Raw genomic sequence first — 23,475 nt, 5'->3', positions numbered from 1 at the left:
GTGCGCGCACGCACTGCGTTGGGTTTAACGGCTGGCGACCACGGAGAACATCGGGACCTGCATGCCGTCGGCTTCGCGCTTGTGGTGGTGAGTGGTCACGCGCGCATGCGGAAAGTCCAGCAGCGCCAGCGCGTTCACCACGAAGGCCGGGCTCAGCGCCCACCAGGTATCGACTTGCGCGACGTTGGGGCGCGGCAGCAGGTGGCACACGGGCAGTTGGCCGAGCGTGGCGTCGTAGAGCTCGGTGACGATGATGGTCTGCCGCACGCGCCGCGCGCAGCCCTCGAGGATGGACAGGGGCGAGCGGCAGTGCAGCAGCACGGCGGCGAACAGGCCGACATCGAAGTCGCCGGCGTCGGCGGGGAGGTACTCGGGGTCGGCCTCCAGCAGCCGCACCGACGAGCGGTAATGGTGGTGCAGGTACCAGAACGAGTTGCGCACGCCCTGGATGGCGGCGCCGAACTCCTCGCGCCAGGCCGCGTAGTCGAAGCCGGGCACGGGCACGGCATCCCACAGGCGCTCCATGGCCGGCTCGACGGCCGTCACCGAGGCGCCCGCGCGCTCCATGTGGAACGAAAGAAAACCGCTGGCGGGGCCCACTTCGAGCACCGATTTGCCCGCAAAGTCGAAGCCGCCGAGGTAGGCCTCGACGGTGGGGCGCAGATCCCAGAAGCCGCGCACGAGGCCTTGCGGCGACAGCCCAACCGAGTGATAGAACTGGCAGGCCTCGAATGCGGGCGCGTCACGCCGTATTTCTCGCCACGCGGCTCGGGCTGGGGTCGTCATGCGGCAGGGTGTGTCGGGCTTGCGCTGCGGCAGCGCAGGCAATGGGCGATCAAGTGTGAGGACATCGTAATCTGTTGTAACCAAGTGGGTCGATGCTAGCAAGTCGGGGCCGGCAAGGCCAGCCACAAACAACATTGCGAGAGATTCCGGCCGACGTCCTGGCGGGGTGGCGGCGCGCGGTTGGCGGCTCACCCATCGCGCTTCAGGAAATCGACAAACGCACGCAGCGGCGCCGGCATGGGCGCGCGGCTCGGTAGTACAGGAACGGGCCCGAAAAGCTCTGCCACCACTCTTCGAGCACGGGCACGAGCTTGCCCGATTCGGCGGCGCGCACCTCGAGGCCGGGCATGGCGCGAAGCGGCTCAGCCCGCGGGGGCGTGGCCGGGGGTGTCCCCGATGAACGCCTCGATCATCTGCGCCACGCGCCGGGGCTGGTCGTGGTGCAGCATGTGGCCCGCGTCTTCGAGGCGCTCGATGCGGCTGTTGCCGACCGACTTCAGCCGCTCATGGAATTCGTCGAGCGTGTAGCGGTTCTTCCACCAGCCGTGCAGGCTGTCGTCCGCCGCCTCGACCATCAGCAGCGGCGCGGTGATGCGCGCATACAGCGCCAGCGTTTCGTCGACCCGGAAGATGTGGGCGTTGACGATCTTGTGCGCCGCTTCGCCGAGGATCTGCCAGCGCTCGCTGCCGTCGGGCTGCGCGTGGTTGGCCGACCAGTGGCTGGCGAGCCATTGGGCCTTGTCGGGCGTAAGGCGCGGGTTGGTCTTCATGAGGCGGCGCGCCACGCCGTCCACGGCCGAGTAGCCGGCCAGCGCCATCTCGCCGCGGTGCAGGCGCTTGAGTTCGTCGATCCATTGGCCGTAGCGCGCGGGCGCTTCTTCGGGCTGGCGCGCGGGCATGCCGAAGCCTTCGAGGTTGACGAGGCGGCGGATGCGCTGGGGCCGCACGCCGGCGTAGTGCATGGCGACGTTACCGCCCATGCTGTGGCCGACAAGGTCGACCTGCCGTGCGTTGTCGCCCTCGCCAGCGTAGTGGTCGAGCAGCCATTCGAGGTCGGCCAGGTAGTCGGCGAGCCAGTAGTTGTCGACGCCGCCGCCATCGGTCAGGCCGAAGCCGCGCCAGTCGGGGGCGATGATGAAGCGGTCTTCCTCCATCGCGTCGACCACGAACTGCCATGACGCCGCCACGTCCATCCAGCCGTGCATCAGCACCAGCGGCGATTGCTCGTCGGAGGGCTGGCCCCACAGGCGCACGTGGTAGCTGAGGTTGCGCACGGGCACGAATTCGCTGCGGGAGGGGCGGAGGGCTTGGTACATGGGCGCCGATGATAAAGAGGCCTTTGTGCTGACGCAGTCCGGCACACGACAGCCGGGCGTCACGGATTGCTCGGGTTTTGGCGCAGCGGCCAGCGGTTTGCGGGTCGGGGCGGTAGCATCCCGCGCATGAAAAAGATCCAACTCGGTCAAAGCGACCTGCACGTTACCCCGATCTGCCTCGGCACGATGACCTTCGGCGAGCAGGTCGACGAGCCCACTTCCCACGCCATCCTGAGCCGCTCGCTCGAGCGCGGCGTCGACTTCATCGACACCGCCGAGATGTACTCGGTGCCCACGCGCAAGGAAACCTACAGCGTCACCGAAACCATCATCGGCAACTGGTTCGCCGCCAACCCCGGCGCGCGCCAGAAGCTGGTGCTGGCGACCAAGGTGGCCGGCCCGTCGCGCGGCATGCCCTGGGTGCGCGAAGGCAGCGGCATGACGGCGGCCGACATCGAGGCCTCGTGCAACGCCAGCCTGAAGCGGCTGCAGACGGACGTGATCGACCTCTACCAGATCCATTGGCCGGAACGTCATGTGCCGATGTTCGGCAACGTCTACTACGACCCGGCGAAGGAAACATCGCAGACCCCGATCCACGAGCAGCTCGAAGCGCTGGGCAGGCTGGTGAAGGCGGGCAAGGTGCGCGCCATCGGCTTGTCGAACGAAACGCCGTACGGCGTGCACGAGTTCGTGCGGCTGGCCGAGCAGCACGGGCTGCCGCGCGTGGCGACGGTGCAGAACGTGTACAGCCTCATCAGCCGCGGCCACGAGAACGCGCTGGACGAGACGATGCACCGGCTCGGCGTGTCGCTGCTGGCCTATTCGCCGCTGGCTTTCGGCCTGTTGACGGGCAAGTACGACCAGAGCGGCATCGAGGGGCCCGATGCGCCGAAGGGCGCGCGGATTTCGAGCTATGAATCGGTGCGCAAGCAGCGCTGGGGCCGTCCCGATGCGCTGCGCGCGGCCAGGCGCTACAACCAGCTGGCCCGCGACAACGGCCTGACGCCGACCCGACTGGCGCTGGCCTTCTGCTACACGAAGTGGCAGGTGGCGAGCACGATCATCGGCGTGACCTCGCTGGCGCAGTTGGAAGAAGACCTGGACGCATACGGCACCACGCTGTCGCCGGAGATCCTGGCGGAGATCGACAAGATCCGCTGGGAAATCCGCGACCCGGCAGCGTGAGCAAAAAGGGCCACGTGTCTGAAACGCCCGCAACGCAGCTGTTGCGGGCGAACAAGGTCGCGTTCACCGAGCATCCCTACGAGTACGTCGAACATGGCGGCGCGCAACGCGGTGCCGAAATGCTCGGGCTCGACCCGTTCACCGTCATCAAGACGCTGGTGATGCAGGACCAGGACGCCAAGCCATTGATCGTGCTGATGCATGGCAACCGCACGGTGTCTACCAAGAACCTCGCGCGGCAGATCGGCGCCAAGTCGGTCGAGCCCTGCAAGCCCGAGGTGGCGCAGCGGCACAGCGGCTACATGGTGGGCGGCACGTCGCCGTTCGGCACGCGGCGCGAGATGCCGGTGTATGTGGAGGCCACCGTTCTCGAACTGCCGAAGATCGTGCTCAATGGCGGGCGCCGGGGCTACCTGATCGGCATCGATCCGCAGGTGTGCGTGGCGCTGCTGGGCGCGAAGCCCGTGCAGTGTGCGCTGGCAGAATAGCCGGCGGCGGTCGTCGCCGGACAGAACAACAACCATCCCCGCGGAGCGCCGCCTTGAGTTTCAACTTGCCTTCCCTCATTGCCATCGTGGCGTCGTACCTGATCGGCTCGCTGTCCTTCGCAGTCATCGTGAGCAAGGCGCTCGGCATGGCCGATCCGCGCAGCTACGGCAGCAAGAACCCCGGCGCCACCAACGTGCTGCGCTCGGGCAACAAGGGCGCTGCGCTGGCCACGCTGCTGCTCGATGCGCTCAAGGGCTGGGTGCCGGTGTTCTTCATCCACCGGTTTGGCGCGCAATGGGGGTTGGGGGAGGGGGTTGCCGCACTGGCCGGCCTGGCTGCGTTCCTCGGCCACCTTTACCCGGTGTTCTTCGGCTTCCAGGGCGGCAAGGGCGTGGCCACCGCGGCGGGCGTGCTGGTGGGCATCGCGCCCTGGCTGGGGCTGGCGACCGGCGCCACGTGGCTGATCGTCGCGGTCTTCTTTCGTTACTCGTCGCTGTCGTCGCTGGCGGCCGCCTTCTTTGCGCCGGCCTACTATCTGATCGGCGGCGGCATTGCGTGGCCGCTCGACCGCACGGTGCTGGTCGCGATCATCGTCATGAGTCTGCTGCTGATCTGGCGGCACCGCGAAAACATCCGCCGGCTCGCGGCCGGCACGGAGTCGAAACTCGGCTCGAAGAAAAAGGCTTGAAAACACCATGGCTTCCATCACCCGCTTCCACGTCGGCCCCCGCCTCTCCGAGACGGCCGTGCACAACGGCACCGTCTACCTCGCGGGCCAGGTGCCCGACGACACCACGCAGGACATCCGTGGCCAGACCGAGCAGGTGCTGGGCATGGTCGAACGCCTGCTGGCCGAGGCCGGCAGCGACAAGTCGCGCATCCTCATGACGCAGATTTTCCTGGCGGACATCACCGACATCGCTGCCATGAACGAGGTGTGGGACGTGTGGATTCCGGCCGGCAATACGCCGCCGCGCGCGACCGTGCAGGCCCAGATGGCCAATGCGGCCTACAAGATCGAGATCGTGGTGACGGCCGCGCAGGCCTGACACCGGGGCTTCAATAGCGTTTTTCGAGGACCATCTGGTCCGCGTCGCGCCGCATCGAGAAGCGATTGATGAAGCTGTTGCCCAGCAGCACGAAGGGCATGGCCTGCGGCGAGACGATGGCGTCGATGTCGTAGACCTCGACGTCGCCCACACGCACCGATTGCAGGCGTAGCCGGTAGCCTTGCGCCTGCCCATTGGCGGTGTTCATCACGACGCGCTGGCCCTTGCTGTAGTCGAGCCCGATGCGCAGGGCATCGTCGGCCGACAGTGCGATCGACGTGGCGCCCGTGTCGAGCATGAAGGTGACGGGCCGGCCGTTGATGGCGCCCTGTGTCATGAAATGCCCGCGGCTGTCCGCCGACAGCACGACGCGGCTGCCCCCGCCACCCATGCTGCCCCCGCCACCGATGCTGACCGGCGTGTCCATGCGCAGATTGACGCGCTTGCCATCGAGTTCGACCACGGCCTGTTCGGCCTGCAGCGACACCAGCTTGACGCCCTGGTAGCTCTCGCCAACCGCTACGGTTTTGGGCGGGTTGCCGTTCACGATCAGGATGGCGCGGCTGCCGATGCTGCCGGTCAGGGTGACCGAGCCGGCAGCGTGCGCCACGGCAGCGGCAGCCAGCAGCTGCGCTGCGACGACGAGCGCTTTCATGCGGCCGGGCTCAGTCGCGGAAGTTGTTGAACGTGAGCGGCATGTCCGGCACGTCTTTCTTGATGAGCGCCATGGCGGCCTGGAGATCGTCGCGCTTGGCGCCGGTGATGCGCACCGCGTCGCCCTGGATCGCGGCCTGCACCTTGAGCTTGCTGTCCTTGACGATGCGGGTGATCTTCTTGGCCTGCTCGCTCTCGATGCCGCTCTTGATCTTGATGACCTGCTTGACCTTGTCGCCGCCCATCTTCTGGACGTCGCCCTTGTCGAGGAAGCGCACATCGACGCTGCGCTTGGTGAGCTTGCTGCGCAGGATGTCTTCGACCTGCACGAGCTGGAACTCGGCGTCGCCGATCATGGTGACCTCCTTGTCCTTGAGCTCGACGGCGGCGGCCGTGCCCTTGAAATCGAAGCGCGTTGCGATTTCCTTGGCGGTGTTCTCGACCGCGTTCTTCACTTCGGGCAGGTTGGGCTCGCAGACGGTATCGAAGGACGGCATGACTCTCTCCTGAATTCACTTGGGCTGGATGCGACAATTCTCCCATGATCGTGGAGTCCAACGTCCCGCTGCAGCCCTACAACAGCTTCGGCATCGTCGCGCGTGCGCAGCATCTGGTGCGCATCGCCAGCGAGGCCGACCTGGTCGCGCTGCATGCCGACGCGGCATGGCGCGATGCGCCCCGTTTCGTGCTGGGCGGCGGCAGCAACATCGTGCTCACGGGCGACGTCAAGCCGCTGGTGCTGAAGATCGAGATCAAGGGCTTGCGGCTGGTGGAAGAAACCCCGCGCGCCTGGATCGTCGAGGCCGGTGCCGGAGAAGTCTGGCACGACGCCGTCGAATGGATGGTGCGCAGCGGCTACCCGGGGCTCGAAAACCTGGCCCTGATTCCGGGCACCGTGGGCGGCTCGCCGGTGCAGAACATCGGCGCCTACGGGGTCGAACTGCAGGACCGCTTCGAATCGCTCGACGCCTTTGACCTGGAAACCGGCCGAAGCTTCATGCTCGACGCCGCGCAGTGCGCCTTCGGCTACCGCGATTCGGTGTTCAAGCACGTGCGCAGCGGCCCGAACGACTTCGGGCTGGCGGGCCGGGCGGTGATCACCCGGGTGCGATTCCGTTTGCCCAAGCCGTGGAAGGCCGTGGTCGGCTACCTCGACCTGGAGCGCAAGATGGAAGAAACCCGCAACTTCACGCCGGACGCGCAAGACATCTTCGACTGGATCTGCGCCATCCGCCGCGCCAAGCTGCCCGACTGGCGCGTGCTGGGCAACGCCGGCAGCTTCTTCAAGAACCCGACGGTCACGCCCGAGCAGTGCGCCGACATCATCGCGCGCGACCCGAAGATCGTTCACTACCCGATGGACGACGGCAGCATCAAGCTCGCGGCCGGCTGGCTCATCGACGCCTGCGGATGGAAAGGCAAGTCGGTGGGCAACGCCGGCGTGTACGAGCGGCAGGCGCTGGTGCTGGTCAACCGCGGCGGCCGCGAAAACCCGGTGACGGGCGGCGAGGTAATGACCCTCGCCAAGGCCATCCAGACCAGCGTGTACGAGCGCTTCGGCATCCGGCTGGAGCCGGAACCGGTGGTGGTCTGAGGGCATGGATCTCGACTTCCTGCAGCTGAATTTCCGCCGCCGCATCGGCGCCTTGATGTGGGCTCGGCGGGCGGTGCCGCTCGTTGCGCTGTCCGCCGTGTTCCTGGGCTCGCGCCGCTGGGGCTCGGTGGTGGCGGTGATCGTGGTGGCGCTGCTGTTCTCGGCGGTGCTCAAGTTCCTCGAAACCAGCCTGCGCCGCCAGTTCATCCGCGAGGCCCGGCTGCCGCCGTTCCTCATCGGCAAGCTGCGCGAGGCGCATCCGCAACTCAGCCGGCGCGATGCCGAACTGGTGCTGCGCGGCCTGCGCCAGTTCTTCATGTCGCACCTGCGCAGCGACCGCAAGTTCGTCGCCATGCCCTCGAAGGTGGTCGACACGGCCTGGCACGAGTTCATCCTGCACACGCAGGGCTACCAGAACTGGTGCAAGGCGGCCTTCGGCGCCATGCTGCACCACAGTCCGGCCGAGGTGCTGGGCAAGGACGCCCGGCGCAACGACGGCCTGCGCCGCACCTGGTACTGGGCCTGCAAGGAGGAAAGCATCGACCCGCGCAAGCCGGCGCGGCTGCCGCTGCTGTTTGCGCTGGACATCAAGTTCGCCATTGCGGGCGGCTTCCACTACGTGCCCGACTGCCGTGCGGTCGAGCGGCACATCGGCTCGGATGCGCAGTGCGGCACCAGTTTCGGCGATTCGTCGTCATCGGACGGCGGCAGCGCGGGCGATGCGGACGGGTTCGGCGGCAGCGAATCGAGCAGCAGTGGCGATGGCGGCTCCAGCGATGGCGGCGGCTCGTCCGACGGCGGCGGTGGGTGTGGCGGCGGCTGTGGTGGAGGCGGCGGGGACTGATACCCTGTCTGCGCACCAAAGAAAAACGGGCCCGAAAGGGCCCGTTGTCGTTTCTGCCTCCAGGGGAAGGCAGAGATCGCCGATCAGCTCGCGTCGCCGTCGTTGGCCAGCTTCGGCAGCGCAGCGCCTTCGCTCGACGACAGCAGGCCGACCTGCGTGTAGATCGCCAACTTCTCGCGCGTGTCGACGATGTCGAGGTTGCGCATCGTGAGCTGGCCGATGCGGTCCAGCGGCGTGAACGCGCCCTCGACCTTTTCCATGCTCAGGCGCTCGGGCTTGTACGTGAGGTTGGCCGACTCGGTGTTCATGATCGAGTAGTCGTTGCCGCGGCGCAGCTCGACCGTCACTTCGCCGGTGATGGCGCGTGCCACCCAGCGCTGCGCCGTCTCGCGCAGCATGATGGCTTGCGGGTCGAACCAGCGGCCCTGGTAGAGCAGGCGGCCGAGCTTGCGGCCGTTGTCGCGGTACTGCTCGATGGTGTCTTCGTTGTGGATGCCGGTGACGAGGCGCTCGTAGGCGATGAACAGCAGCGCGAGGCCGGGCGCCTCGTAGATGCCGCGGCTCTTGGCCTCGATGATGCGGTTCTCGATCTGGTCGCTCATGCCCAGGCCATGGCGGCCCCCGATGCGATTGGCTTCGAGGATCAGGTCGACCAGGTTCGAATAGCGCACGCCGTTCAGCGCAACGGGCACGCCTTCTTCGAAGCGCACCGAGACGGTCTCGCGCTTCACTTCGACTTCGTCCTTCCAGAAGGCCACGCCCATGATGGGCTGCACGATCTGGATGCCGCTGTTCAGGTGCTCGAGGTCTTTGGCCTCGTGCGTGGCGCCGAGCATGTTCGAGTCGGTCGAGTAGGCCTTCTCGGCCGACATCTTGTAGGCGAAGCCGGCCTTCTGCATGAACGCCGACATCTCGGCGCGGCCGCCCAGCTCGTCGATGAAGACCTGGTCGAGCCAGGGCTTGTAGATCTTCAGGTTGGGGTTGGTCAGCAGGCCGTAGCGGTAGAAGCGCTCGATGTCGTTGCCCTTGTAGGTGCTGCCGTCGCCCCAGATGTGGACGTCGTCTTCCTTCATGGCCGACACCAGCATCGTGCCGGTGACGGCACGGCCCAGCGGCGTGGTGTTGAAGTAGGTGACGCCGGCGGTGGTCACGTGGAAGGCGCCGGCCTGCAGGGCGGCGATGCCTTCGTTGGCCAGCTGCACGCGGCAGTCGATCAGGCGGGCGTTCTCGGCGCCGTAGAGCATCGCCTTGCGCGGGATCTCGTCGTAGTCGGGTTCGTCGGGCTGGCCGAGGTTGGCGGTGTAGGCGTAGGGGATCGCGCCCTTGTTGCGCATCCAGTGGAGCGCCGCGCTGGTGTCCAGGCCGCCCGAGAAGGCGATGCCGACCTTCTGGCCGGCGGGTACGTTTTGGAGGATGGTCGACATGTCAGGAGGTCCGGTTCAGCCGAAGTGGCAGATGTAGCTGTAGGGCTCGCCGCTCACGCGGATCTGGAAGCTCGAGTTGCCGGGAACGTTGAACTTCTGCCCCGCGCCCGAGGCGATCCACTCGCTGGTGCCCGCAAGCTGGTATTCGCAAGCGCCGCCGGTGCCTTCCATGATTTCAGGGGCGCCGGTGTTGAAGGTGAGGGTGGACGGCAGGATCACCCCGACCGATTTCTTCGTGCCGTCCGCCAGCGTGAGGCTGTGGCTCACGCATTTGCCGTCGAAGTACACATTGGCCTTGGTGGCCACTGCGGCGCTGTTGATTGTGTCGGTAGTCGTCGTCATTGGATGGCGCCGGCGCGGGGGGCGGCCGGCAAATCGAGGACGCACCGCACCAGCGGCGCACCCGTCAAGGGTTGGAAAAGTCCTCGATTTTAGGGGCTCGGGCAGCACAGGCCGCCGGCCAGCGGCTCAGCGGTGCCAGCCGCGGTATCCGCCACCCCAGCCGCGGTAGTAGCCACCGCCCCATCCGCGCGAATAGCCGAGGTTCAGCGAGATGCCGACCGGCGGATAGGCGTAGGGATAGGCATAGGGGTACGGGTAGGCCGGCTGCACGTAGACGGGAGCGGCATACGCCGGCGCCGGCTGGTAGACCGGCGCGGGGGCGTTGGAGACCACCACGCCTGGCTCCGGCACCACGTTGTCCCATGGCGAGCCGCCGTACTGCGGATAGCCGTTGCCGCTATCGGCTTCGACCGGGTAGGGCTGCAACTGCGGCTGCGGCGCCACCGGTGAGGTCGTCACGCCGTAGGCGCTGGCCTGGATCGAAATGGTCGCGCCGGGCTGGCTGTTCATGCGGGTGGTGTACTGGCGGCCGTTGTATTCGTAGGTGACGTTGTAGTAGACGTCGCTGCCGGTCGTTTCGCGGATCGGCGTGGCGGAAATCACGCGGGCCTGGACCACCTGGTTCTGCTGCTGGGCGTGCACGAGCCCGGTGCCGGCGGCCAGTGCTGCGGCCACGGAAATGCCGGCGAGGGTGCGAAAAACGTGCGTGTTCATGGTGTGTTTCTCCTGCGGATTCAGGGATTGGAGGCCGGGCAGCAGGCCGGGTTCCGGCGTTTACACGGCGTTGACAGCCCAGGCGTCGGCGTCGAACCCTGTCGTAACGGGTTTTTTCGCCCCCCAGTTGACCACCGGCCGCTTGATCAGGCTGGGGTTGGCCAGCAGCACGGCGCGGGCCGAGCCGGCATCGACCACGCCCTCGCGGGTGGCGTCGTCCAGCTTGCGCCAGGTGGTGCCCTTGCGGTTGACCAGGGCCTCCCAGCCGGGCTTCTTCAGCCACTGGTCGAGTTCGGCCTCGGGCACGCCCTGTTTCTTGAAATCGTGGAAGGTGTAGGCCACGCCATGTTCATCGAGCCAGGCGCGGGCGCGCTTGACGGTGTCGCAGTTCGGAATGCCGTATAGGGTTGTCATGCCCGCGATGATGCCCCGGGCGGCCGGTCGGCGACAATGCCGGCCTCCATGGAAACCCTTAACGACTGGCTCGCGCGCGCCGAGCACCTCCATCCCAAGAACATCGAGCTCGGACTCGAGCGCGCCAAAGAAATGGCGCAGCGCCTGGGCCTGCGCTTCGGCTGCCCCGTCATCACGGTGGCGGGCACCAACGGCAAGGGCTCGACCTGCGCCATGCTCGAATCGATCCTGACGCACGCGGGCTACCGCACGGCGGTGTTCACCTCGCCGCACCTGGTGCGTTTCGAAGAGCGCCTGCGGCTCAAGGGCGAGGCGGTCGATGCTTCCAAACTGATAGCAAGCTTCGAAGTGGTGGAGAAGGCCCGCGGCGACATGAGCCTGACCTACTTCGAGTTCACGACGCTCGGCATCCTGCACTGCATGACCGAGGAAAAGCCCGACGTGGCGATCCTCGAGGTCGGCCTGGGCGGGCGGCTCGACGCGGTCAACATCATCGACGCCGACTGCGCGGTCATCACCAGCATCGACCTCGACCACATGGAATACCTCGGGCCCGACCGCGAAAGCATCGGCTTCGAGAAGGCCGGCATCATGCGCGCGGGCAAGCCCGCCATCGTGAGCGACCCGATGCCGCCGCAGAGCGTGATCGACCATGCGAACGCCATTGGCGCCGACCTCTGGCGCTTCGGGACGGACTTCAACGTGTCGGGCGACAAGCAGCAGTGGGGCTGGTCGGGCCGGGGCCGGCGCTACAGCGGGCTGGCCTACCCGGCGCTGCGCGGGGCCAACCAGCTCATCAATGCGGCCGGCGTGCTCGCGGCGCTCGAAGCCCTGCGCCCGCAGTTGCCGATCACCGCGCAGGCTGTGCGCAACGGGCTCGCGATGGTCGAGTTGCCGGGCCGTTTCCAGATCGTGCCGGGCGAGCCCGCGCTGGTGCTCGACGTGGCGCACAACGCCCATGCCGTGGCCGCGCTGGCCGAGAACCTCGACGCGATGGGCTTCTACCCCACCACGCACGGCGTATTCGGCGTGATGGCCGACAAGGACCTCGCGCCGATCCTCGCGCGCATCGGGCCGCTGATCGACCGCTGGTACTTCACCGACCTGCCCACGCCGCGCGCCGCCAAGGCCGCCGACCTGCTGGCCAGCTGGCAGGCGCAGAACTCGCGCACCGACGCCTCGGGCAGCGTGCACGCGGGCCCGATGGAAGCGTTGCGCGCGGCCATCGAGCAAGCGGGGCCCGCTGATAGAATCGTGGTCTTCGGATCGTTCTTCACCGTGGGTGGCGTGCTCGAAAACGGCACCCCCCGGCTGCAAGCCAAACACCTGCTGCCAGGCGGCTGATCGTCGGGCTGTCCACACCATCTGGCACCACCTCGCTGCATTCCTTCAGGGATCGAACTTCATGGCGTTTTTCAAGTTCCGCACGCGCGGCCCGCAAGGCAACGAAGGACGCAGCGCCCCGGCCGCCGTCCCCGCGGAAAGTGTCGAAACCATGCGTCGGCGTGCACGCCACCGGCTGCTCGGCGCAGCGGTGCTGGTGCTGCTCGGCGTGATCGGCTTTCCGTTGCTGTTCGATACGCAGCCGCGCCCCGTGTCGGTCGACATTCCCATCGAGATTCCCGACCGCAACAAGGTCAAGCCGCTGCCCGTGCCCGCCACGCCGGCGCCCACCACGAGCACCGCGCCGGCATCACCCGACAGCGGCAGCAGTTCGCGCGTGGCCTCGGCGTCGTCCGGCGGCATGATCACCGAGACTGCCGACGGAACGGTGATCGAATCCGGCAGGCCCGTGCCCGGCACGCCGCCCGTTGCGGCGGTCGAGCCGAAGCCGGAGCCCAAGCCCGAACCGAAGCCCAAGCCCGAGGCCAAACCCGAACACAAGCCGGAACCCAAGCCCGAGCCCAAGCCGAAGCCCGAACCCAAGCCCGAAGCGAAGCCCAAGCCGGCCGACTCGAGCGATGCTGCCCGTGCCCGCGCGCTACTCGAAGGCAAGCCCGTCGCGACGGCTGCCGCGCCGAAGCCCGCCGCCGATGAAGGCGGCCGCTTCGTGGTGCAGGTCGGCGCTTTCGCCGATGCCGACAAGGCGCGCGAAGTGCGCCAGAAGCTCGAGAAGGCCGGCCTCAAGACCTACGTGAACGTGGCCAAGACGGCCGACGGCGAGCAGCGCACGCGTGTGCGTGTGGGCCCCTTCGGTTCGCGTGCCGAGGCCGACCGCGCGGCGGAAAAGGTCAAGGGCTTGTCTTTGGCGGCTGCGATCCTCACGTTGTAAGAGCCGTCGCCTGCTGTTGCCGTGGCCTTGCTCGACTGGATCGCCGTCGCGCTCATCGGGGTGTCGATGCTGTTCGGCCTGATGCGCGGGCTGGTGTTCGAAGTGATTTCGCTGATCGGCTGGGTGGCGGCTTTCATTGCCGCCCAGTGGCTGGCTTCCGGCGTGGCGGCATGGCTGCCGTTCGGCGATCCGCAGGGGGCGTGGCGTTATCCGCTGGCCTTCGTGCTGGTCTTCGTGGCGGTGGCGTTCGGCGTGGGCCTGGTGGCGGCGCTCACGCGCAAGCTGATCACGGTCGTGGGTCTGCGGCCGGTGGACCGGATTCTGGGAGCAGCGTTCGGTGCGGCGCGGGGCGCAGTGGCCCTGCTCGTGCTGGCCGTCGTTGTTCATTTGCTGGTGTTGAGCGACAGTGCCTGGTGGCACGAATCGCGCAGCGCCATTGTTCTCGATGCGGCATTGCAGGGCCTGAAACCCGCGCTGCCTGAAAAGTTGGCAAGCTACCTGCCCTGAGAGGAATCGTTCATGTGTGGAATCGTCGGCGTTGTCAGCAACGCACCCGTCAATCAGCTGCTCTATGACGCGATGCTGCTGCTGCAGCACCGTGGCCAGGATGCGGCCGGCATCGTGACCCTGCTGGAACGCAAGTTCTTCATGCACAAGGCCAAGGGCATGGTCCGCGACGTGTTCCGCACGCGCAACATGCGCGCGCTGCCGGGCAGCGTGGGCCTTGGCCAGGTGCGCTACCCGACCGCCGGCAATGCCTACAGCGAGGAAGAGGCGCAGCCCTTCTACGTGAACGCGCCCTTCGGCATCGTGCTGGTGCACAACGGCAACCTGACCAACGCGCATGCGCTGCGCGCGGAGCTGTTTTCCACCGACCACCGCCACACCAACACCGAGAGCGATTCCGAAGTGCTGCTCAACGTGCTGGCGCACGAACTCGAACGCTCGTCGCGCGGCGTGCCGCTGCACCCGGCCGAAGTGTTCGCCGCGGTCAAGAACATGCACAAGCGCCTGCGCGGCTCGTACGCCGTGGTGTCGCTCATTGCCGGCCACGGCCTGCTCGCCTTCCGCGACCCCTACGGCATCCGCCCGTTGTGCATGGGCCGCAGCGCCGACGGCGCCGTGATGGTGGCCAGCGAATCGGTCGCGCTCGAAGGCTCGGGCCATGTGTTCGAGCGTGACATCGCCCCGGGCGAAGCCGTGTTCATCGACCTCGAAGGCAAGGTGCACTCGATGCAGTGCGCCGAGTCGCCGACGCTGAACCCCTGCATCTTCGAATTCGTGTACCTTGCGCGCCCGGACTCCGTGCTCGACGGGATCTCGGTCTACCAGGCGCGCCTGAACCTTGGCGAAACGCTGGCCAAGCGCGTGGTCTCGACCGTGCCGCCGAACCAGATCGACGTGATCATCCCGATCCCCGAGTCGAGCCGCCCGAGTGCCACGCAGCTCGCGCACCTGCTGGGCGTGCCGTACCGCGAAGGCTTCGTGAAGAACCGCTACGTGGGCCGCACCTTCATCATGCCGGGGCAGGGTGTGCGCAAGAAGTCGGTGCGCCAGAAGCTCAACGTGATCGCCAGCGAATTCAAGGGCCGCAACGTGCTGCTGGTCGACGACTCGATCGTGCGCGGCACCACCAGCCGCGAAATCGTGCAGATGGCGCGCGATGCCGGCGCCCGCAAGGTCTACCTCGCCAGCGCCGCGCCGCCGGTGCGCTACCCCAACGTCTACGGCATTGACATGCCGACCAAGGACGAACTGGTCGCGCACGACCGCACGGTCGAGCAGATCCGCGAGCTGATCGGCTGCGACGCGCTGATCTACCAGGACGTCGATGCCATGAAGCGCGCGATCGGCTCGCTCAACACCAAGCTCGACGGTTTCGACGCCTCGTGCTTCGACGGCGTTTACGTGACCGGCGACATCGACACCGAAGCCATCTCGCGCATGAACGGCAACCGTCCCCGCATCGAAGAGACCGAAGAAGATTCTTCGCGCCTCGCGCTTCCCAACCACAGCGAGTGAGAGCTGAAGAAGTGACCGACGAACGAACCCTCCCACCCGGACTGCACCGCGACACGCTCGCGGTGCGCACGGGCCTGGCGCCGAGCCAGCACGGCGAGCACTCCGAAGCGCTGTTCCTGACGAGCGGCTTCGTGCAGCCCGATGCCGAGACCTCGGCGCGCCGCTTTGCCGGCACCGAAGCAGGCTTCACCTACTCGCGCACGTCGAACCCGACGGTCGCGAGCTTCGAGCAGCGCCTTGCCGCGCTCGAAGGCACCGAGGCCGCCATTGGCGCCTCGACCGGCATGGGCGCGATCCTCATGATGTGCATGGGCCTGCTGAAAGCTGGCGACCACGTGATCTGCTCGCGCTCGGTGTTCGGCTCCACGTTGAACCTGTTCGGCAAGGAGTTCGCCAAGTTCGGCGTCGAGACCACCTTCGTCTCGCAGACCGACGTGGCCGAATGGCGCGCGGCGTTGAAGCCCAACACCAGGCTGCTGTTTGCCGAAACGCCGACGAATCCGCTGACCGAGGTCTGCGACATCCGGGCGCTGGCCGATCTCGCGCATGACGCGGGCGCGCTGCTGGCGGTCGACAACTGTTTCTGCACACCCGCGCTGCAGCGCCCCACCGAACTGGGCGCCGACCTCGTCATCCATTCGGGCACCAAGTACCTCGACGGCCAGGGCCGCGTGATGGCTGGCGCAATCTGCGGCCCGTCGAAGCTCATCGTCGATGTGTTCGGCCCGGTGGTTCGCACCGCCGGCATGGCGCTGTCGCCATTCAATGCGTGGGTGGTGCTCAAGGGCATGGAGACGCTGGGCATCCGCATGCAGGCGCAATGCGCGAACGCGCTGGCCGTGGCCAAGTGGCTCGAAGCGCAGCCCGGCATTGCGCGCGTCTACTACCCCGGCCTGGCCTCGCACGCTCAGCACGAACTGGCCATGCGCCAGCAGTCGGGGCAGGGCGGCGCGGTCGTGTCCTTCGACGTGGTCGGCAACGACCCGGAGACCGCGCGCGCCAACGCCTTCCACGTCATCAACAGCACGCGCGTGGTCAGCATTGCGACCAACCTCGGCGACACCAAGACCATCATCACGCACCCCGGCACGACCTCGCACGGGCGCCTAACAGAAGCGCAGCGCCAGGCCGCCGGCATCGGCCAGGGGCTGATCCGCCTCGCAGTCGGCCTGGAGTACATCGACGACATCACGGCCGACCTGCAGCGCGGCCTGGGCACCCTGACAACCTGATTGATTCATGACCGGCAAAGTTCGCACCCGCATCGCACCGTCTCCCACCGGCTTTCTTCACCTGGGCACGGCACGTACCGCGCTCTATTCGTGGGCCTATGCGCGCCACCACGGCGGCGAGTTCGTGCTGCGCATCGAGGACACCGACGTGGCCCGTTCCACGCAGGACTCGACCGACCAGATCCTCGCGTCGATGCATTGGCTCGGCCTCGACTACGACGAAGGCCCGATCTACCAGATGCAGCGCCTGGAGCGCTATCGCGAAGTGATCGCGCAGATGCTCGCGGCCGGTACGGCCTACCACTGCTACTGCACGCCCGCTGAGCTCGACGAGATGCGCGAGGCGCAGCGCGCACGCGGCGAGAAGACTCTGTACGACCGCCGCTGGCGTCTCGAGCCGGGCAAGGTGCTGCCGCCCGTGCCCGAAGGCGTGCCGCCGGTGGTGCGCTTCTGCAACCCGCCCGAAGGCGACGTGACGTGGAACGACCTCGTCAAGGGCGAGATCACCATCAACAACCGCGAGATCGACGACCTCATCATCCTGCGGCCCGACGGTGTGCCCACCTACAACTTCGCGGTGGTGGTCGACGACTGGGACATGGCCATCACGCACGTGTTCCGCGGCGACGAGCACATCAACAACACGCCGTGGCAGATCAACATCTTCCGCGCGCTCGGAGCGCCGCTGCCCCAGTTCGGCCATGTGCCGGTGATCCTGGGCGACGACGGACAGAAGCTCTCGAAGCGCCGCGGTGCCGTGAGCGTCACGGCCTACGAAGAGAACGGCTACCTGCCCGAGGCGATGCTCAACTACCTCGCGCGCCTCGGCTGGAGCCACGGCGACGACGAACTCTTCACGCGCGAACAGATGGTGAGCTGGTTCGACGGTTCGCACCTCTCGAAGAGCCCTGCGCAGTGGGACGCGGCAAAGCTTGCATGGGTGAATGCGCAGTACATCAAGGCGAAGAGCGGCGACGAGCTCGCCCCGCTTGTTGCAGCACAGTTGCAAAAGCGCGGCATCGTCGCCGATGAGCGCTTGCCCGCGATCTGCGCGTTGTTCAAGGACCGTTGCGACACCACGGTGGCGCTGGCGGGGTGGGCCGCCGCGTTCTATGCGGACATCGACGTGACCGAAGCCGATCGCGCGCAGCACATCACCGATGCAGTGAAGCCCGCGCTTGCAACGCTCGTTGAAAAATTGATGAGCGTGACCTGGGACAAGGCCTCAATCGCAGTTACCATCAAGGAAGTTCTCGCCGCACATGCATTGAAAATGCCGGTGTTGGCGATGCCAGTACGAGTGCTTGTGATGGGAACATCGCAGACACCGTCCCTCGATTCAGTACTCGAAATTTTTTCCCGCGAAAAAGTTATCGAGCGATTGAAAAAGGCCTGAAAAATCGGGCTATAATTCGAGGCTCGACACCCACACGGGGGTATAGCTCAGCTGGGAGAGCGCTTGCATGGCATGCAAGAGGTCATCGGTTCGATCCCGTTTACCTCCACCATCAAAGTGTCGAGAAGGTTAGAGATGCTGATCGCAGCACGTCCAAGGTTTTGACCCTATCGTCTAGAGGCCTAGGACACCACCCTTTCACGGTGGCTACCGGGGTTCGAATCCCCGTAGGGTCGCCAGTTTCACGCAAGTGAAGCAGGCACAAGTCGTCAGCACTTGGCTCCGCAAGGAGTGAACGTTGTCTACCAGGAGTGGTAGTTCAGTTGGTTAGAATACCGGCCTGTCACGCCGGGGGTCGCGGGTTCGAGTCCCGTCCACTCCGCCAATAAAATCAACGGGTTGCAGCAGAAATGCTGCAACCCGTTTTTCTTTGTCCGCTCCGTGGGAACACTTGAACTTAGGTGATCCTGTGCCACCACGGACTGCACGCCGATGAGACGCCGGTGGCGATGCTTGCGCTGGGCAAGAAGAAGACGCACAAGGCATCTCTGGGCGTACTGTCCCGGTGTCTTCGGGATCAGGCCGTCGTCTATGACTTTGCGGAGAGCCGCGCCGACGATCACCCTCGCGCCTTCCTGTAGAAGGGCAACGAGATGGATCGGCAAGCTGGTGTGCGACGACTACGCGGGTAAGGCCAGCTTCACGCAGGGTGTCACTGAGTGCGGGAAGAAGTGTTGCCGGATGTCATCGTGCGGGTTCCGAGAACCGACGTTCATCCTTCTCCAGGTCAGCTGACTGCTTTACCAAAGACCCGGCCTGCCACTTGGATCGAGCAGATGGCCGCCGTGGCTCCGAACGAGTGCCGCCCAGCGGCAGCTCTCACGGGCGGCGACTGGAGCCCCGCGTGCACTTTCAATCGCTGGACGTTCCGGTCGCGCCTACGTCTCAGCCCCACCGATTCACGGCCGTGCAGGAGGTCCATGAACGTCCGCCCAACGGGCGATGGCGATCGGGCATTGGAAGCCGGTGTGCATGCCTACGCTTGCCGAAGTGGGCTTGGGAAAAGGACGCTGCAGGGAGCCTGGTCGGCACGACGATCGAACTCCCCATGCCGGTGGGCATCGTGGGCGGTGCCACCAGGTCGCATCCTCTCGCCCGTCTGGCCCTCAAGATCATGGGCGTCACTTCCGCCCGAGAGCTTGGCGAAATCGTCGCCGCTGTGGGACTGGCACAGAACATGGCCGCCTTGCGCGTACTGGCCACCGAGGGCGCGCAGCGCGGACATATGGCTTTGCATGCCCGCAACATTGCGCTCGGCGTTGGCGCCACGGGCGACGAAGTCGATCAGATTGCCAAACAAATGGCCGGTGAACGTGACGTGCGCAGTGATCGCGCTCTGGCTTTGCTCGAAGAGTTGCGCGACCGCCCCCATCAAAGCAAGGAGACGAAATGAACCATTGCCTAACCAAGCGCCGCAAAGTCCTGACCGCCATCGGCGCGGGCCTGCTTGGCCCAATGTTCGGGAGCGCTACCGCTCAAACGGGACACTATCCTGACCGCCCTATCAAGATCATCGTGCCTTGGTCGGCCGGCGGCGCAGGCGATGTGATCGTGCGCCTCATCGCGCCGAGTCTGCAGCAACGCCCTGGGCCAGCCTATCGTGGTTGACAACCGCCCAGGCGCGCTTGGAACCATCGGCAGCCTGGCCGCCGCGCGCAGTCCCGCCGATGGCTACACGCTGGTCTATGCCGGCGCCGACTCCCATTCGGTCGCAGCGCAGGTGCTCAAGAAGGCTCCCTACGACACCAGGAAAGACTTTGTGGCCGTGGCCCCGCTAGGCTACTTTCCTCTGGGCTTGGCAGTCCTGGCCACAAACGCGGCACAGACACTGGAGCAGTTCCTGACAATGGCAAAGGACGCTAAACAGCCTCTGACCTTTGGATCCTGGGGGCAGGGAAGCACCGGCCACATCACCATGGCAGCGTTCATGCAGGCGACCAAGATCAACATGCTGCATGTACCCTACTCCGGCACGGCGCCACTGATACAGGCGCAGCGGTCAGGCGAAATCGATTGCTCGATCAACGGCCTGACGACGCTGGAACCGCACTTGCGCGCAGGCACCCTGCGGCTGCTGGCGATCACGGCGACGGAACGGATCGCACAGTTCCCTAACGTACCGACCATGCGCGAGTTGGGCATCGACATAAACATGGGCCCCTGGATCGGTATCTTCGGCCCTGCCGCCCTGCCCGCCGACATAGTCAACCGCCTGCATGACGCGATCGACGCGGCGTTGCGCGAGCCTCAGACCGTCGAGCAGACGAAGAAGCTGATGATGGTCACCGATCACATGAGCCAGCCTGCCTATCAGAACTTCTTTCTCAAGGAGTACGACCGTTGGGGCGCGTACATCCGCACGGCGAAGATCACGCTGGACTGACGAGCGTTGATTGCTCCAGAAGGCTGATCCACCCTTGAGAAGTCGCGCACCGACGCGGACTGATTTGCTCATATGGCAAGGCTCTTCAGCTACTCATCCGGTGACTTCAACCTTGGGTACCGCATCCGTGGCACCGCTGGAAATTGGCCTCAATTCTTTGCGCAGAATTTTTCCCACTGCTGATTTGGGCAGCGACTCGAGGAACGTGATGTAGCGAGGCACCTTGTATGCGGCAAGGAGCTTGCGGCAATGCGCTTCCAGCTCTTCCGCCCTCAGCCCAGGTACGCGGCGGACGACGAAGAGATGAGGGGCCTCCGCCGAACGCTCGTCGGGCACCCCGACGCATGCGCATTCGAGCACGTCCGGGTGCATGGCGACCACGCCTTCGATTTCGTTCGGGTAGACGTTGAAGCCGGAGACCAGGATCATGTCCTTCTTCCGGTCGACGATGTACATCAAACCTTGTGCATCCATGGTGACGATGTCCCCGGTGCGGAACCAGCCGTCCTGCGTGAAAGACCTGCGCGTCTCGTCTGCGCGGTTCCAGTAACCCGCGAAGACCTGTGGGCCCTTGATCAGCAACTCGCCGGGCGTGCCGAGCGGCACCGGCTCGCCCGCCTCGTCGACGATGAGAACGTCGGTCGACGGCACTGGCGCGCCGATGGTGCCGTTGCGCCCCGGCGCATTGAAGGTAACGCTGGGCGACGTTTCAGTAAGCCCATAGGCCTCGGTGATGGGTGGGCCGCCGGCCGCAACCCACTTGGCTGCAACGGCCGCCTGGATGGAGGCGCCGGCGCCGATGACCACGTTGCAGCGGGAGAAGTCGATGCCGGACAGCTCGGGCAACGTCACCAAGGCATTGAACATCGTGTTGACGCCGATCAGCATGTCGAAGGGCGCCCGCTCGAGTTCGGTGCAAAGCGCCTGGGCGTCGCGCGGATTGACGACCAGGCGGTTGTGAGCGCCGCTGGCAAGGGCCGTCAAAGCCACCCCGAGCGGAAAGATGTGATACAGCGGCAACGGCGTCACGATCTCGAAGTTGTCGATGTCAAGCGCCAATTCCAGCCATGACCGCATCTGCAGCGAGCTGGCAAGCACGCTACGGTGCGTCAGGCAAGCACCCTTGGAAACACCTGTCGTGCCGCCGGTGTACTGCAGAAAAGCCAGGTCGGAGGGGCGCACGTGCTCGCTGGTGAATTCGGCGTCCGGTAGCGCGGCGGTCGCGTCGCGCAAACCGACGATGCGAGGCCCATCGTTCGCAGCTGGCGCACCTGCATCCCCGCCCGTCGCGAACAATGCTTGCTTCACCTGTCGCATCGGCACGGTCATGACATACCGAAGCTGTGTCTGGCCGAGGACCTCGGCGACCACCCCCATGAACGGCTCGGCAGCCACCAGTGCGGACGCGCCCGAATCGGCCAGTTGGTACGCCAGCTCGCGTGCCGTGTAGAGCGGGTTCATGGTCACTCCCACCATGCCCGCGCGCAGGATGGCGGCCAAAGCCACGGGGTAAACGAGGTTGTTGTGCAGCAGAAGGGCGACCCTGTCACCGCGCTCGAGCCCGGCCGCTTGCAGGGACCGCGCGAGCAGCGCCGACGCATGCTCGACCTGCGCGAAGGTCAGAGATTCTCCGGCGCAGGTGACGGCCGTCCTGGAACTGTGCCTCGAGAACGCGCGTTCGAGCAAGGTGACGAGGGTTTCACTGTCGTCCAGGACGATCTCGCGGGGAAGCCCTGCGGGGTAGGAGGCATGCCAGGGTCGGTGTTCCATGTGTTTTTCCTTCGTGCGGTTGGCGGCGGCTCAGGACAGGGCTTCGCGAACGAAGTCCATGCGGTCCTGTCCGAAGAACATCTGGTCGCCGACGAAGAGCGTGGGCGCGCCGAACACGCCGCGCTCGATCGCTTCCTGCGTCGTGGCCTTCAGCGCGGCCTTGGTCTCGGCGTCCTGCGCCAGGCGCTCGATGTCGGCGGAATCGAATCCGCCCTCGGCCAGGATGCGGGCCGTGAGCTGCGCATCGTTCAGGTTCAGCGCGTCGATCCACAGCGCCTTGAACACGCAGCCCAGCAGCTGCTGCAGCTGTTCCGGACGGCGCAGCTGGATCCCGGTGACCGCGCGCATGAGGAACAGCGTGATGACCGGAAAGTGCGGATTGCCCTGGAAGGGAACGCCATAGCGGCGCGCGTGGCGCTCGTAGTCCATCTGCGTATAGCGTCCCTTGGCGGGTATCTGGGCCGGCGAGGCGTTGCCGGTGGCCTGGTAGACGCCGCCGAGCAGCATCGGCCGGTACACAAGGTCGGCGCCGTGGCTGGCGCACAGCGCCGGCAGCTGCGTCCACGCGAGGTAGGAAGACGGGCTGCCGACATCGAAGAAAAAATCAACCGACTTGCGCATTCATGGCTCCTTTAAGTAAACGAACGTTTGATGAACGGAAGCTATGTGAATAATGCAGCCTCGTCAACGGGGTTTCACTGGATTTCTTTCTTGATTGACAAACGTACGTTCATTGATTAACGTTAGATGACTTAACGGTCGTTTTTTAAAGGAGAACGCATGGACAATCCAGCCAACCACCGCGGTGTGGCTCTCGTCGTCGGCGCCGGTGACGCCACAGGCGGCGCCATTGGTGCACGCTTTGCCCGCGAGGGCTACGCCGCGTGCCTGACGCGGCGCTCCGCCGACAAGCTCGAACCGGTGGTCGAGCGCATCCGCGCGGCCGGCGGCCAGGCGTTCGGCTACGGCAGCGATGCGCGCAAGGAGGAGGATGTCGTGGCCCTCATCGACCAGATCGAGAAGGAGCACGGGCCCATCGAGGTGATGGTGTTCAACATCGGCGCCAACGTGCCCAGCAGCATCCTGGAGGAGACAGGGCGAAAGTACATGAAGATTTGGGAGATGGCCACCTTCAGCGCGTTCCTGAATGCGCGCGAGGTCGCCCGAAAAATGGTCGCGAGAGGGCGCGGCACGATTCTCTTCACTGGCGCGACGGCCGGCATCCGGGGCTCCGCGAATTTCGCGGCTTTTGCGGGCGCCAAGCACGCGCTGCGCGCACTGGCCCAGAGCATGGCGCGCGAACTCGGTCCGCGCGGCATTCACGTGGCCCACATCGTGGTCGACGGCGCGATCGACACGGAGTTCATCCGCAGCAACTTTCCCGAACGCTATGCGCTCAAGGAGCAGGACGGCATCCTGAACCCCGAGCACATCGCGGAGAACTACTGGTACCTGCACTCCCAGCCTCGAGACGCATGGACCTTCGAAATGGACCTTCGTCCCTACATGGAAACCTGGTGAAAGAC

General features: G+C 66.0%; 25 protein-coding genes, 3 tRNA genes and 3 pseudogenes. 20 read left to right on the top strand and 11 right to left on the bottom strand.

The features are described 5' to 3' along the window. Nucleotides 1-24: 24 nt before the first annotated feature. The 3 genes and pseudogenes from ASC92_RS21095 to ASC92_RS21090 form a co-directional block, all read right to left on the bottom strand. A complete protein-coding gene (locus ASC92_RS21095) occupies nucleotides 25-786 on the bottom strand; it encodes a class I SAM-dependent methyltransferase (RefSeq protein ID WP_157609090.1) in 762 nt (253 codons plus the stop codon). A gap of 188 nt (nucleotides 787-974) precedes the next feature. Next, nucleotides 975-1,108 (bottom strand): annotated as a pseudogene (locus ASC92_RS28680) (LysR family transcriptional regulator); the annotation flags it as partial. A gap of 40 nt (nucleotides 1,109-1,148) precedes the next feature. After that, nucleotides 1,149-2,102, bottom strand: a complete 954-nt coding sequence (locus ASC92_RS21090) for an alpha/beta fold hydrolase (RefSeq protein WP_056519481.1) — start codon at nucleotides 2,100-2,102, stop codon at nucleotides 1,149-1,151. A gap of 126 nt (nucleotides 2,103-2,228) precedes the next feature. On the opposite strand from ASC92_RS21090, the gene ASC92_RS21085 reads away from it, so the two are divergent. The 4 genes from ASC92_RS21085 to ASC92_RS21070 are packed head-to-tail and all read left to right on the top strand — an operon-like array spanning nucleotide 2,229 to nucleotide 4,828. Continuing rightward, nucleotides 2,229-3,290, top strand: coding sequence for an aldo/keto reductase (locus ASC92_RS21085; protein WP_056519478.1), 1,062 nt, complete (start codon nucleotides 2,229-2,231; stop codon nucleotides 3,288-3,290). Further along, a complete protein-coding gene (locus tag ASC92_RS21080; RefSeq protein ID WP_056519476.1) occupies nucleotides 3,287-3,778 on the top strand; it encodes an aminoacyl-tRNA deacylase in 492 nt (163 codons plus the stop codon). Before ASC92_RS21085 ends, ASC92_RS21080 begins: the two co-directional genes overlap by 4 nt. A gap of 53 nt (nucleotides 3,779-3,831) precedes the next feature. Continuing rightward, a complete protein-coding gene (plsY, locus tag ASC92_RS21075) occupies nucleotides 3,832-4,467 on the top strand; it encodes a glycerol-3-phosphate 1-O-acyltransferase PlsY (protein WP_056519473.1) in 636 nt (211 codons plus the stop codon). A gap of 7 nt (nucleotides 4,468-4,474) precedes the next feature. Further along, a complete protein-coding gene (locus tag ASC92_RS21070) occupies nucleotides 4,475-4,828 on the top strand; it encodes a RidA family protein (protein WP_056519470.1) in 354 nt (117 codons plus the stop codon). A gap of 10 nt (nucleotides 4,829-4,838) precedes the next feature. Here the strand turns inward: ASC92_RS21070 and ASC92_RS21065 are convergent, their stop codons facing one another. Further along, a complete protein-coding gene (locus tag ASC92_RS21065; protein ID WP_056519467.1) occupies nucleotides 4,839-5,483 on the bottom strand; it encodes a TIGR02281 family clan AA aspartic protease in 645 nt (214 codons plus the stop codon). Nucleotides 5,484-5,493: 10 nt separating this feature from the next. Then, a complete protein-coding gene (locus tag ASC92_RS21060; protein WP_056519464.1) occupies nucleotides 5,494-5,979 on the bottom strand; it encodes a YajQ family cyclic di-GMP-binding protein in 486 nt (161 codons plus the stop codon). A 44-nt stretch (nucleotides 5,980-6,023) separates the two neighbouring features. On the opposite strand from ASC92_RS21060, the gene murB reads away from it, so the two are divergent. After that, the gene (gene murB / locus ASC92_RS21055) at nucleotides 6,024-7,076 is read left to right on the top strand and encodes a UDP-N-acetylmuramate dehydrogenase (RefSeq protein ID WP_056519461.1); all 1,053 of its coding nucleotides are present in this window, start codon (nucleotides 6,024-6,026) and stop codon (nucleotides 7,074-7,076) included. Nucleotides 7,077-7,080: 4 nt separating this feature from the next. Next, nucleotides 7,081-7,920 carry a glycine-rich domain-containing protein gene (locus ASC92_RS21050; protein ID WP_056519458.1) on the top strand — a complete coding sequence of 280 codons (840 nt, stop codon included), beginning with the start codon at nucleotides 7,081-7,083 and terminating at the stop codon, nucleotides 7,918-7,920. 83 nt (nucleotides 7,921-8,003) lie between these two features. Here the strand turns inward: ASC92_RS21050 and argG are convergent, their stop codons facing one another. The 4 genes from argG to ASC92_RS21030 form a co-directional block, all read right to left on the bottom strand. Beyond that, nucleotides 8,004-9,344 (bottom strand): argininosuccinate synthase, encoded by a 1,341-nt coding sequence (gene argG / locus ASC92_RS21045; RefSeq protein ID WP_056519456.1) that lies wholly within the window; start codon nucleotides 9,342-9,344, stop codon nucleotides 8,004-8,006. Between the two features lie 15 nt (nucleotides 9,345-9,359). After that, nucleotides 9,360-9,686 carry a pyrimidine/purine nucleoside phosphorylase gene (locus ASC92_RS21040; protein ID WP_056519453.1) on the bottom strand — a complete coding sequence of 109 codons (327 nt, stop codon included), beginning with the start codon at nucleotides 9,684-9,686 and terminating at the stop codon, nucleotides 9,360-9,362. Between the two features lie 126 nt (nucleotides 9,687-9,812). Beyond that, complete coding sequence (locus tag ASC92_RS21035) at nucleotides 9,813-10,400, bottom strand: hypothetical protein (protein ID WP_056519450.1); 588 nt, start codon at nucleotides 10,398-10,400, stop codon at nucleotides 9,813-9,815. Between the two features lie 60 nt (nucleotides 10,401-10,460). Beyond that, complete coding sequence (locus ASC92_RS21030; protein ID WP_056519447.1) at nucleotides 10,461-10,814, bottom strand: ArsC family reductase; 354 nt, start codon at nucleotides 10,812-10,814, stop codon at nucleotides 10,461-10,463. A 36-nt stretch (nucleotides 10,815-10,850) separates the two neighbouring features. On the opposite strand from ASC92_RS21030, the gene folC reads away from it, so the two are divergent. From folC to ASC92_RS20970, 13 genes and pseudogenes are all read left to right on the top strand, one after another. Continuing rightward, nucleotides 10,851-12,158 (top strand): bifunctional tetrahydrofolate synthase/dihydrofolate synthase, encoded by a 1,308-nt coding sequence (folC, locus tag ASC92_RS21025; protein ID WP_056519444.1) that lies wholly within the window; start codon nucleotides 10,851-10,853, stop codon nucleotides 12,156-12,158. Between the two features lie 61 nt (nucleotides 12,159-12,219). Then, on the top strand, nucleotides 12,220-13,086 hold the full coding sequence (locus ASC92_RS21020; RefSeq protein ID WP_056519440.1) for an SPOR domain-containing protein: 867 nt from the start codon (nucleotides 12,220-12,222) through the stop codon (nucleotides 13,084-13,086). Nucleotides 13,087-13,107: 21 nt separating this feature from the next. Continuing rightward, nucleotides 13,108-13,593, top strand: coding sequence for a CvpA family protein (locus tag ASC92_RS21015; protein WP_056519437.1), 486 nt, complete (start codon nucleotides 13,108-13,110; stop codon nucleotides 13,591-13,593). Between the two features lie 12 nt (nucleotides 13,594-13,605). After that, complete coding sequence (gene purF, locus ASC92_RS21010) at nucleotides 13,606-15,108, top strand: amidophosphoribosyltransferase (protein ID WP_056519433.1); 1,503 nt, start codon at nucleotides 13,606-13,608, stop codon at nucleotides 15,106-15,108. Between the two features lie 11 nt (nucleotides 15,109-15,119). Next, entirely contained in the window at nucleotides 15,120-16,340 is a 1,221-nt protein-coding gene (locus ASC92_RS21005) for an O-succinylhomoserine sulfhydrylase (RefSeq protein WP_056519430.1), read from the top strand. 7 nt (nucleotides 16,341-16,347) lie between these two features. Further along, nucleotides 16,348-17,736 carry a glutamate--tRNA ligase gene (gltX, locus tag ASC92_RS21000; protein WP_056519427.1) on the top strand — a complete coding sequence of 463 codons (1,389 nt, stop codon included), beginning with the start codon at nucleotides 16,348-16,350 and terminating at the stop codon, nucleotides 17,734-17,736. Nucleotides 17,737-17,772: 36 nt separating this feature from the next. Next, nucleotides 17,773-17,848, top strand: a tRNA-Ala gene (locus tag ASC92_RS20995). A gap of 51 nt (nucleotides 17,849-17,899) precedes the next feature. Further along, nucleotides 17,900-17,975 (top strand) — tRNA-Glu (locus ASC92_RS20990). A gap of 69 nt (nucleotides 17,976-18,044) precedes the next feature. Next, a tRNA-Asp gene (locus ASC92_RS20985) sits at nucleotides 18,045-18,121 on the top strand. Between the two features lie 97 nt (nucleotides 18,122-18,218). Beyond that, nucleotides 18,219-18,462, top strand: a pseudogene (locus ASC92_RS20980) (IS66 family transposase); the annotation flags it as partial. 269 nt (nucleotides 18,463-18,731) lie between these two features. After that, nucleotides 18,732-19,189, top strand: a pseudogene (locus ASC92_RS28190) (3-hydroxy-3-methylglutaryl-CoA reductase); the annotation flags it as partial. After that, entirely contained in the window at nucleotides 19,186-19,404 is a 219-nt protein-coding gene (locus ASC92_RS29395) for a hypothetical protein (protein WP_235505929.1), read from the top strand. The pseudogene ASC92_RS28190 and the gene ASC92_RS29395, both read left to right, overlap by 4 nt. After that, nucleotides 19,397-20,179: a Bug family tripartite tricarboxylate transporter substrate binding protein gene (locus ASC92_RS20970; RefSeq protein WP_235505928.1), complete on the top strand. Its 783-nt coding sequence runs from the start codon at nucleotides 19,397-19,399 to the stop codon at nucleotides 20,177-20,179. The genes ASC92_RS29395 and ASC92_RS20970 overlap by 8 nt, the downstream gene beginning before the upstream one ends. A gap of 93 nt (nucleotides 20,180-20,272) precedes the next feature. On the opposite strand, the gene ASC92_RS20965 is transcribed toward ASC92_RS20970, so the two are convergent. Both ASC92_RS20965 and ASC92_RS20960 read right to left on the bottom strand, forming a co-directional pair. Continuing rightward, the gene (locus ASC92_RS20965; protein WP_056519419.1) at nucleotides 20,273-21,949 is read right to left on the bottom strand and encodes an AMP-binding protein; all 1,677 of its coding nucleotides are present in this window, start codon (nucleotides 21,947-21,949) and stop codon (nucleotides 20,273-20,275) included. Nucleotides 21,950-21,979: 30 nt separating this feature from the next. Next, nucleotides 21,980-22,570, bottom strand: coding sequence for a 2-hydroxychromene-2-carboxylate isomerase (locus tag ASC92_RS20960; RefSeq protein WP_056519416.1), 591 nt, complete (start codon nucleotides 22,568-22,570; stop codon nucleotides 21,980-21,982). A 159-nt stretch (nucleotides 22,571-22,729) separates the two neighbouring features. On the opposite strand from ASC92_RS20960, the gene ASC92_RS20955 reads away from it, so the two are divergent. Next, nucleotides 22,730-23,470 carry an SDR family oxidoreductase gene (locus ASC92_RS20955; RefSeq protein ID WP_056519413.1) on the top strand — a complete coding sequence of 247 codons (741 nt, stop codon included), beginning with the start codon at nucleotides 22,730-22,732 and terminating at the stop codon, nucleotides 23,468-23,470. The last annotated feature ends 5 nt before the right edge of the window (nucleotides 23,471-23,475 follow it).

Source organism: Variovorax sp. Root411, from assembly GCF_001425205.1.
Taxonomy (GTDB): domain Bacteria; phylum Pseudomonadota; class Gammaproteobacteria; order Burkholderiales; family Burkholderiaceae_C; genus Variovorax.
The sequence above is the reverse complement of the archived record's forward strand: the minus strand, read 5'-3'. Positions and strand labels throughout refer to the sequence as shown.

Coding starts and splice junctions, on each gene's coding strand:
- ASC92_RS21070 (WP_056519470.1), top strand. CDS start 4,475: ATGGCTTCCATCACCCGCTTCCACGTCGGCCCCCGCCTCTCCGAGACG.
- ASC92_RS21030 (WP_056519447.1), bottom strand. CDS start 10,814: ATGACAACCCTATACGGCATTCCGAACTGCGACACCGTCAAGCGCGCC.
- folC (WP_056519444.1), top strand. CDS start 10,851: ATGCCGGCCTCCATGGAAACCCTTAACGACTGGCTCGCGCGCGCCGAG.
- ASC92_RS20965 (WP_056519419.1), bottom strand. CDS start 21,949: ATGGAACACCGACCCTGGCATGCCTCCTACCCCGCAGGGCTTCCCCGC.
- ASC92_RS21020 (WP_056519440.1), top strand. CDS start 12,220: ATGGCGTTTTTCAAGTTCCGCACGCGCGGCCCGCAAGGCAACGAAGGA.
- ASC92_RS21035 (WP_056519450.1), bottom strand. CDS start 10,400: ATGAACACGCACGTTTTTCGCACCCTCGCCGGCATTTCCGTGGCCGCA.
- ASC92_RS29395 (WP_235505929.1), top strand. CDS start 19,186: ATGAACCATTGCCTAACCAAGCGCCGCAAAGTCCTGACCGCCATCGGC.
- ASC92_RS21050 (WP_056519458.1), top strand. CDS start 7,081: ATGGATCTCGACTTCCTGCAGCTGAATTTCCGCCGCCGCATCGGCGCC.
- ASC92_RS21090 (WP_056519481.1), bottom strand. CDS start 2,102: ATGTACCAAGCCCTCCGCCCCTCCCGCAGCGAATTCGTGCCCGTGCGC.
- gltX (WP_056519427.1), top strand. CDS start 16,348: ATGACCGGCAAAGTTCGCACCCGCATCGCACCGTCTCCCACCGGCTTT.
- ASC92_RS20960 (WP_056519416.1), bottom strand. CDS start 22,570: ATGCGCAAGTCGGTTGATTTTTTCTTCGATGTCGGCAGCCCGTCTTCC.
- ASC92_RS21040 (WP_056519453.1), bottom strand. CDS start 9,686: ATGACGACGACTACCGACACAATCAACAGCGCCGCAGTGGCCACCAAG.
- ASC92_RS21065 (WP_056519467.1), bottom strand. CDS start 5,483: ATGAAAGCGCTCGTCGTCGCAGCGCAGCTGCTGGCTGCCGCTGCCGTG.
- ASC92_RS21060 (WP_056519464.1), bottom strand. CDS start 5,979: ATGCCGTCCTTCGATACCGTCTGCGAGCCCAACCTGCCCGAAGTGAAG.
- argG (WP_056519456.1), bottom strand. CDS start 9,344: ATGTCGACCATCCTCCAAAACGTACCCGCCGGCCAGAAGGTCGGCATC.
- purF (WP_056519433.1), top strand. CDS start 13,606: ATGTGTGGAATCGTCGGCGTTGTCAGCAACGCACCCGTCAATCAGCTG.
- ASC92_RS20955 (WP_056519413.1), top strand. CDS start 22,730: ATGGACAATCCAGCCAACCACCGCGGTGTGGCTCTCGTCGTCGGCGCC.
- murB (WP_056519461.1), top strand. CDS start 6,024: ATGATCGTGGAGTCCAACGTCCCGCTGCAGCCCTACAACAGCTTCGGC.
- ASC92_RS21085 (WP_056519478.1), top strand. CDS start 2,229: ATGAAAAAGATCCAACTCGGTCAAAGCGACCTGCACGTTACCCCGATC.
- ASC92_RS21095 (WP_157609090.1), bottom strand. CDS start 786: ATGACGACCCCAGCCCGAGCCGCGTGGCGAGAAATACGGCGTGACGCG.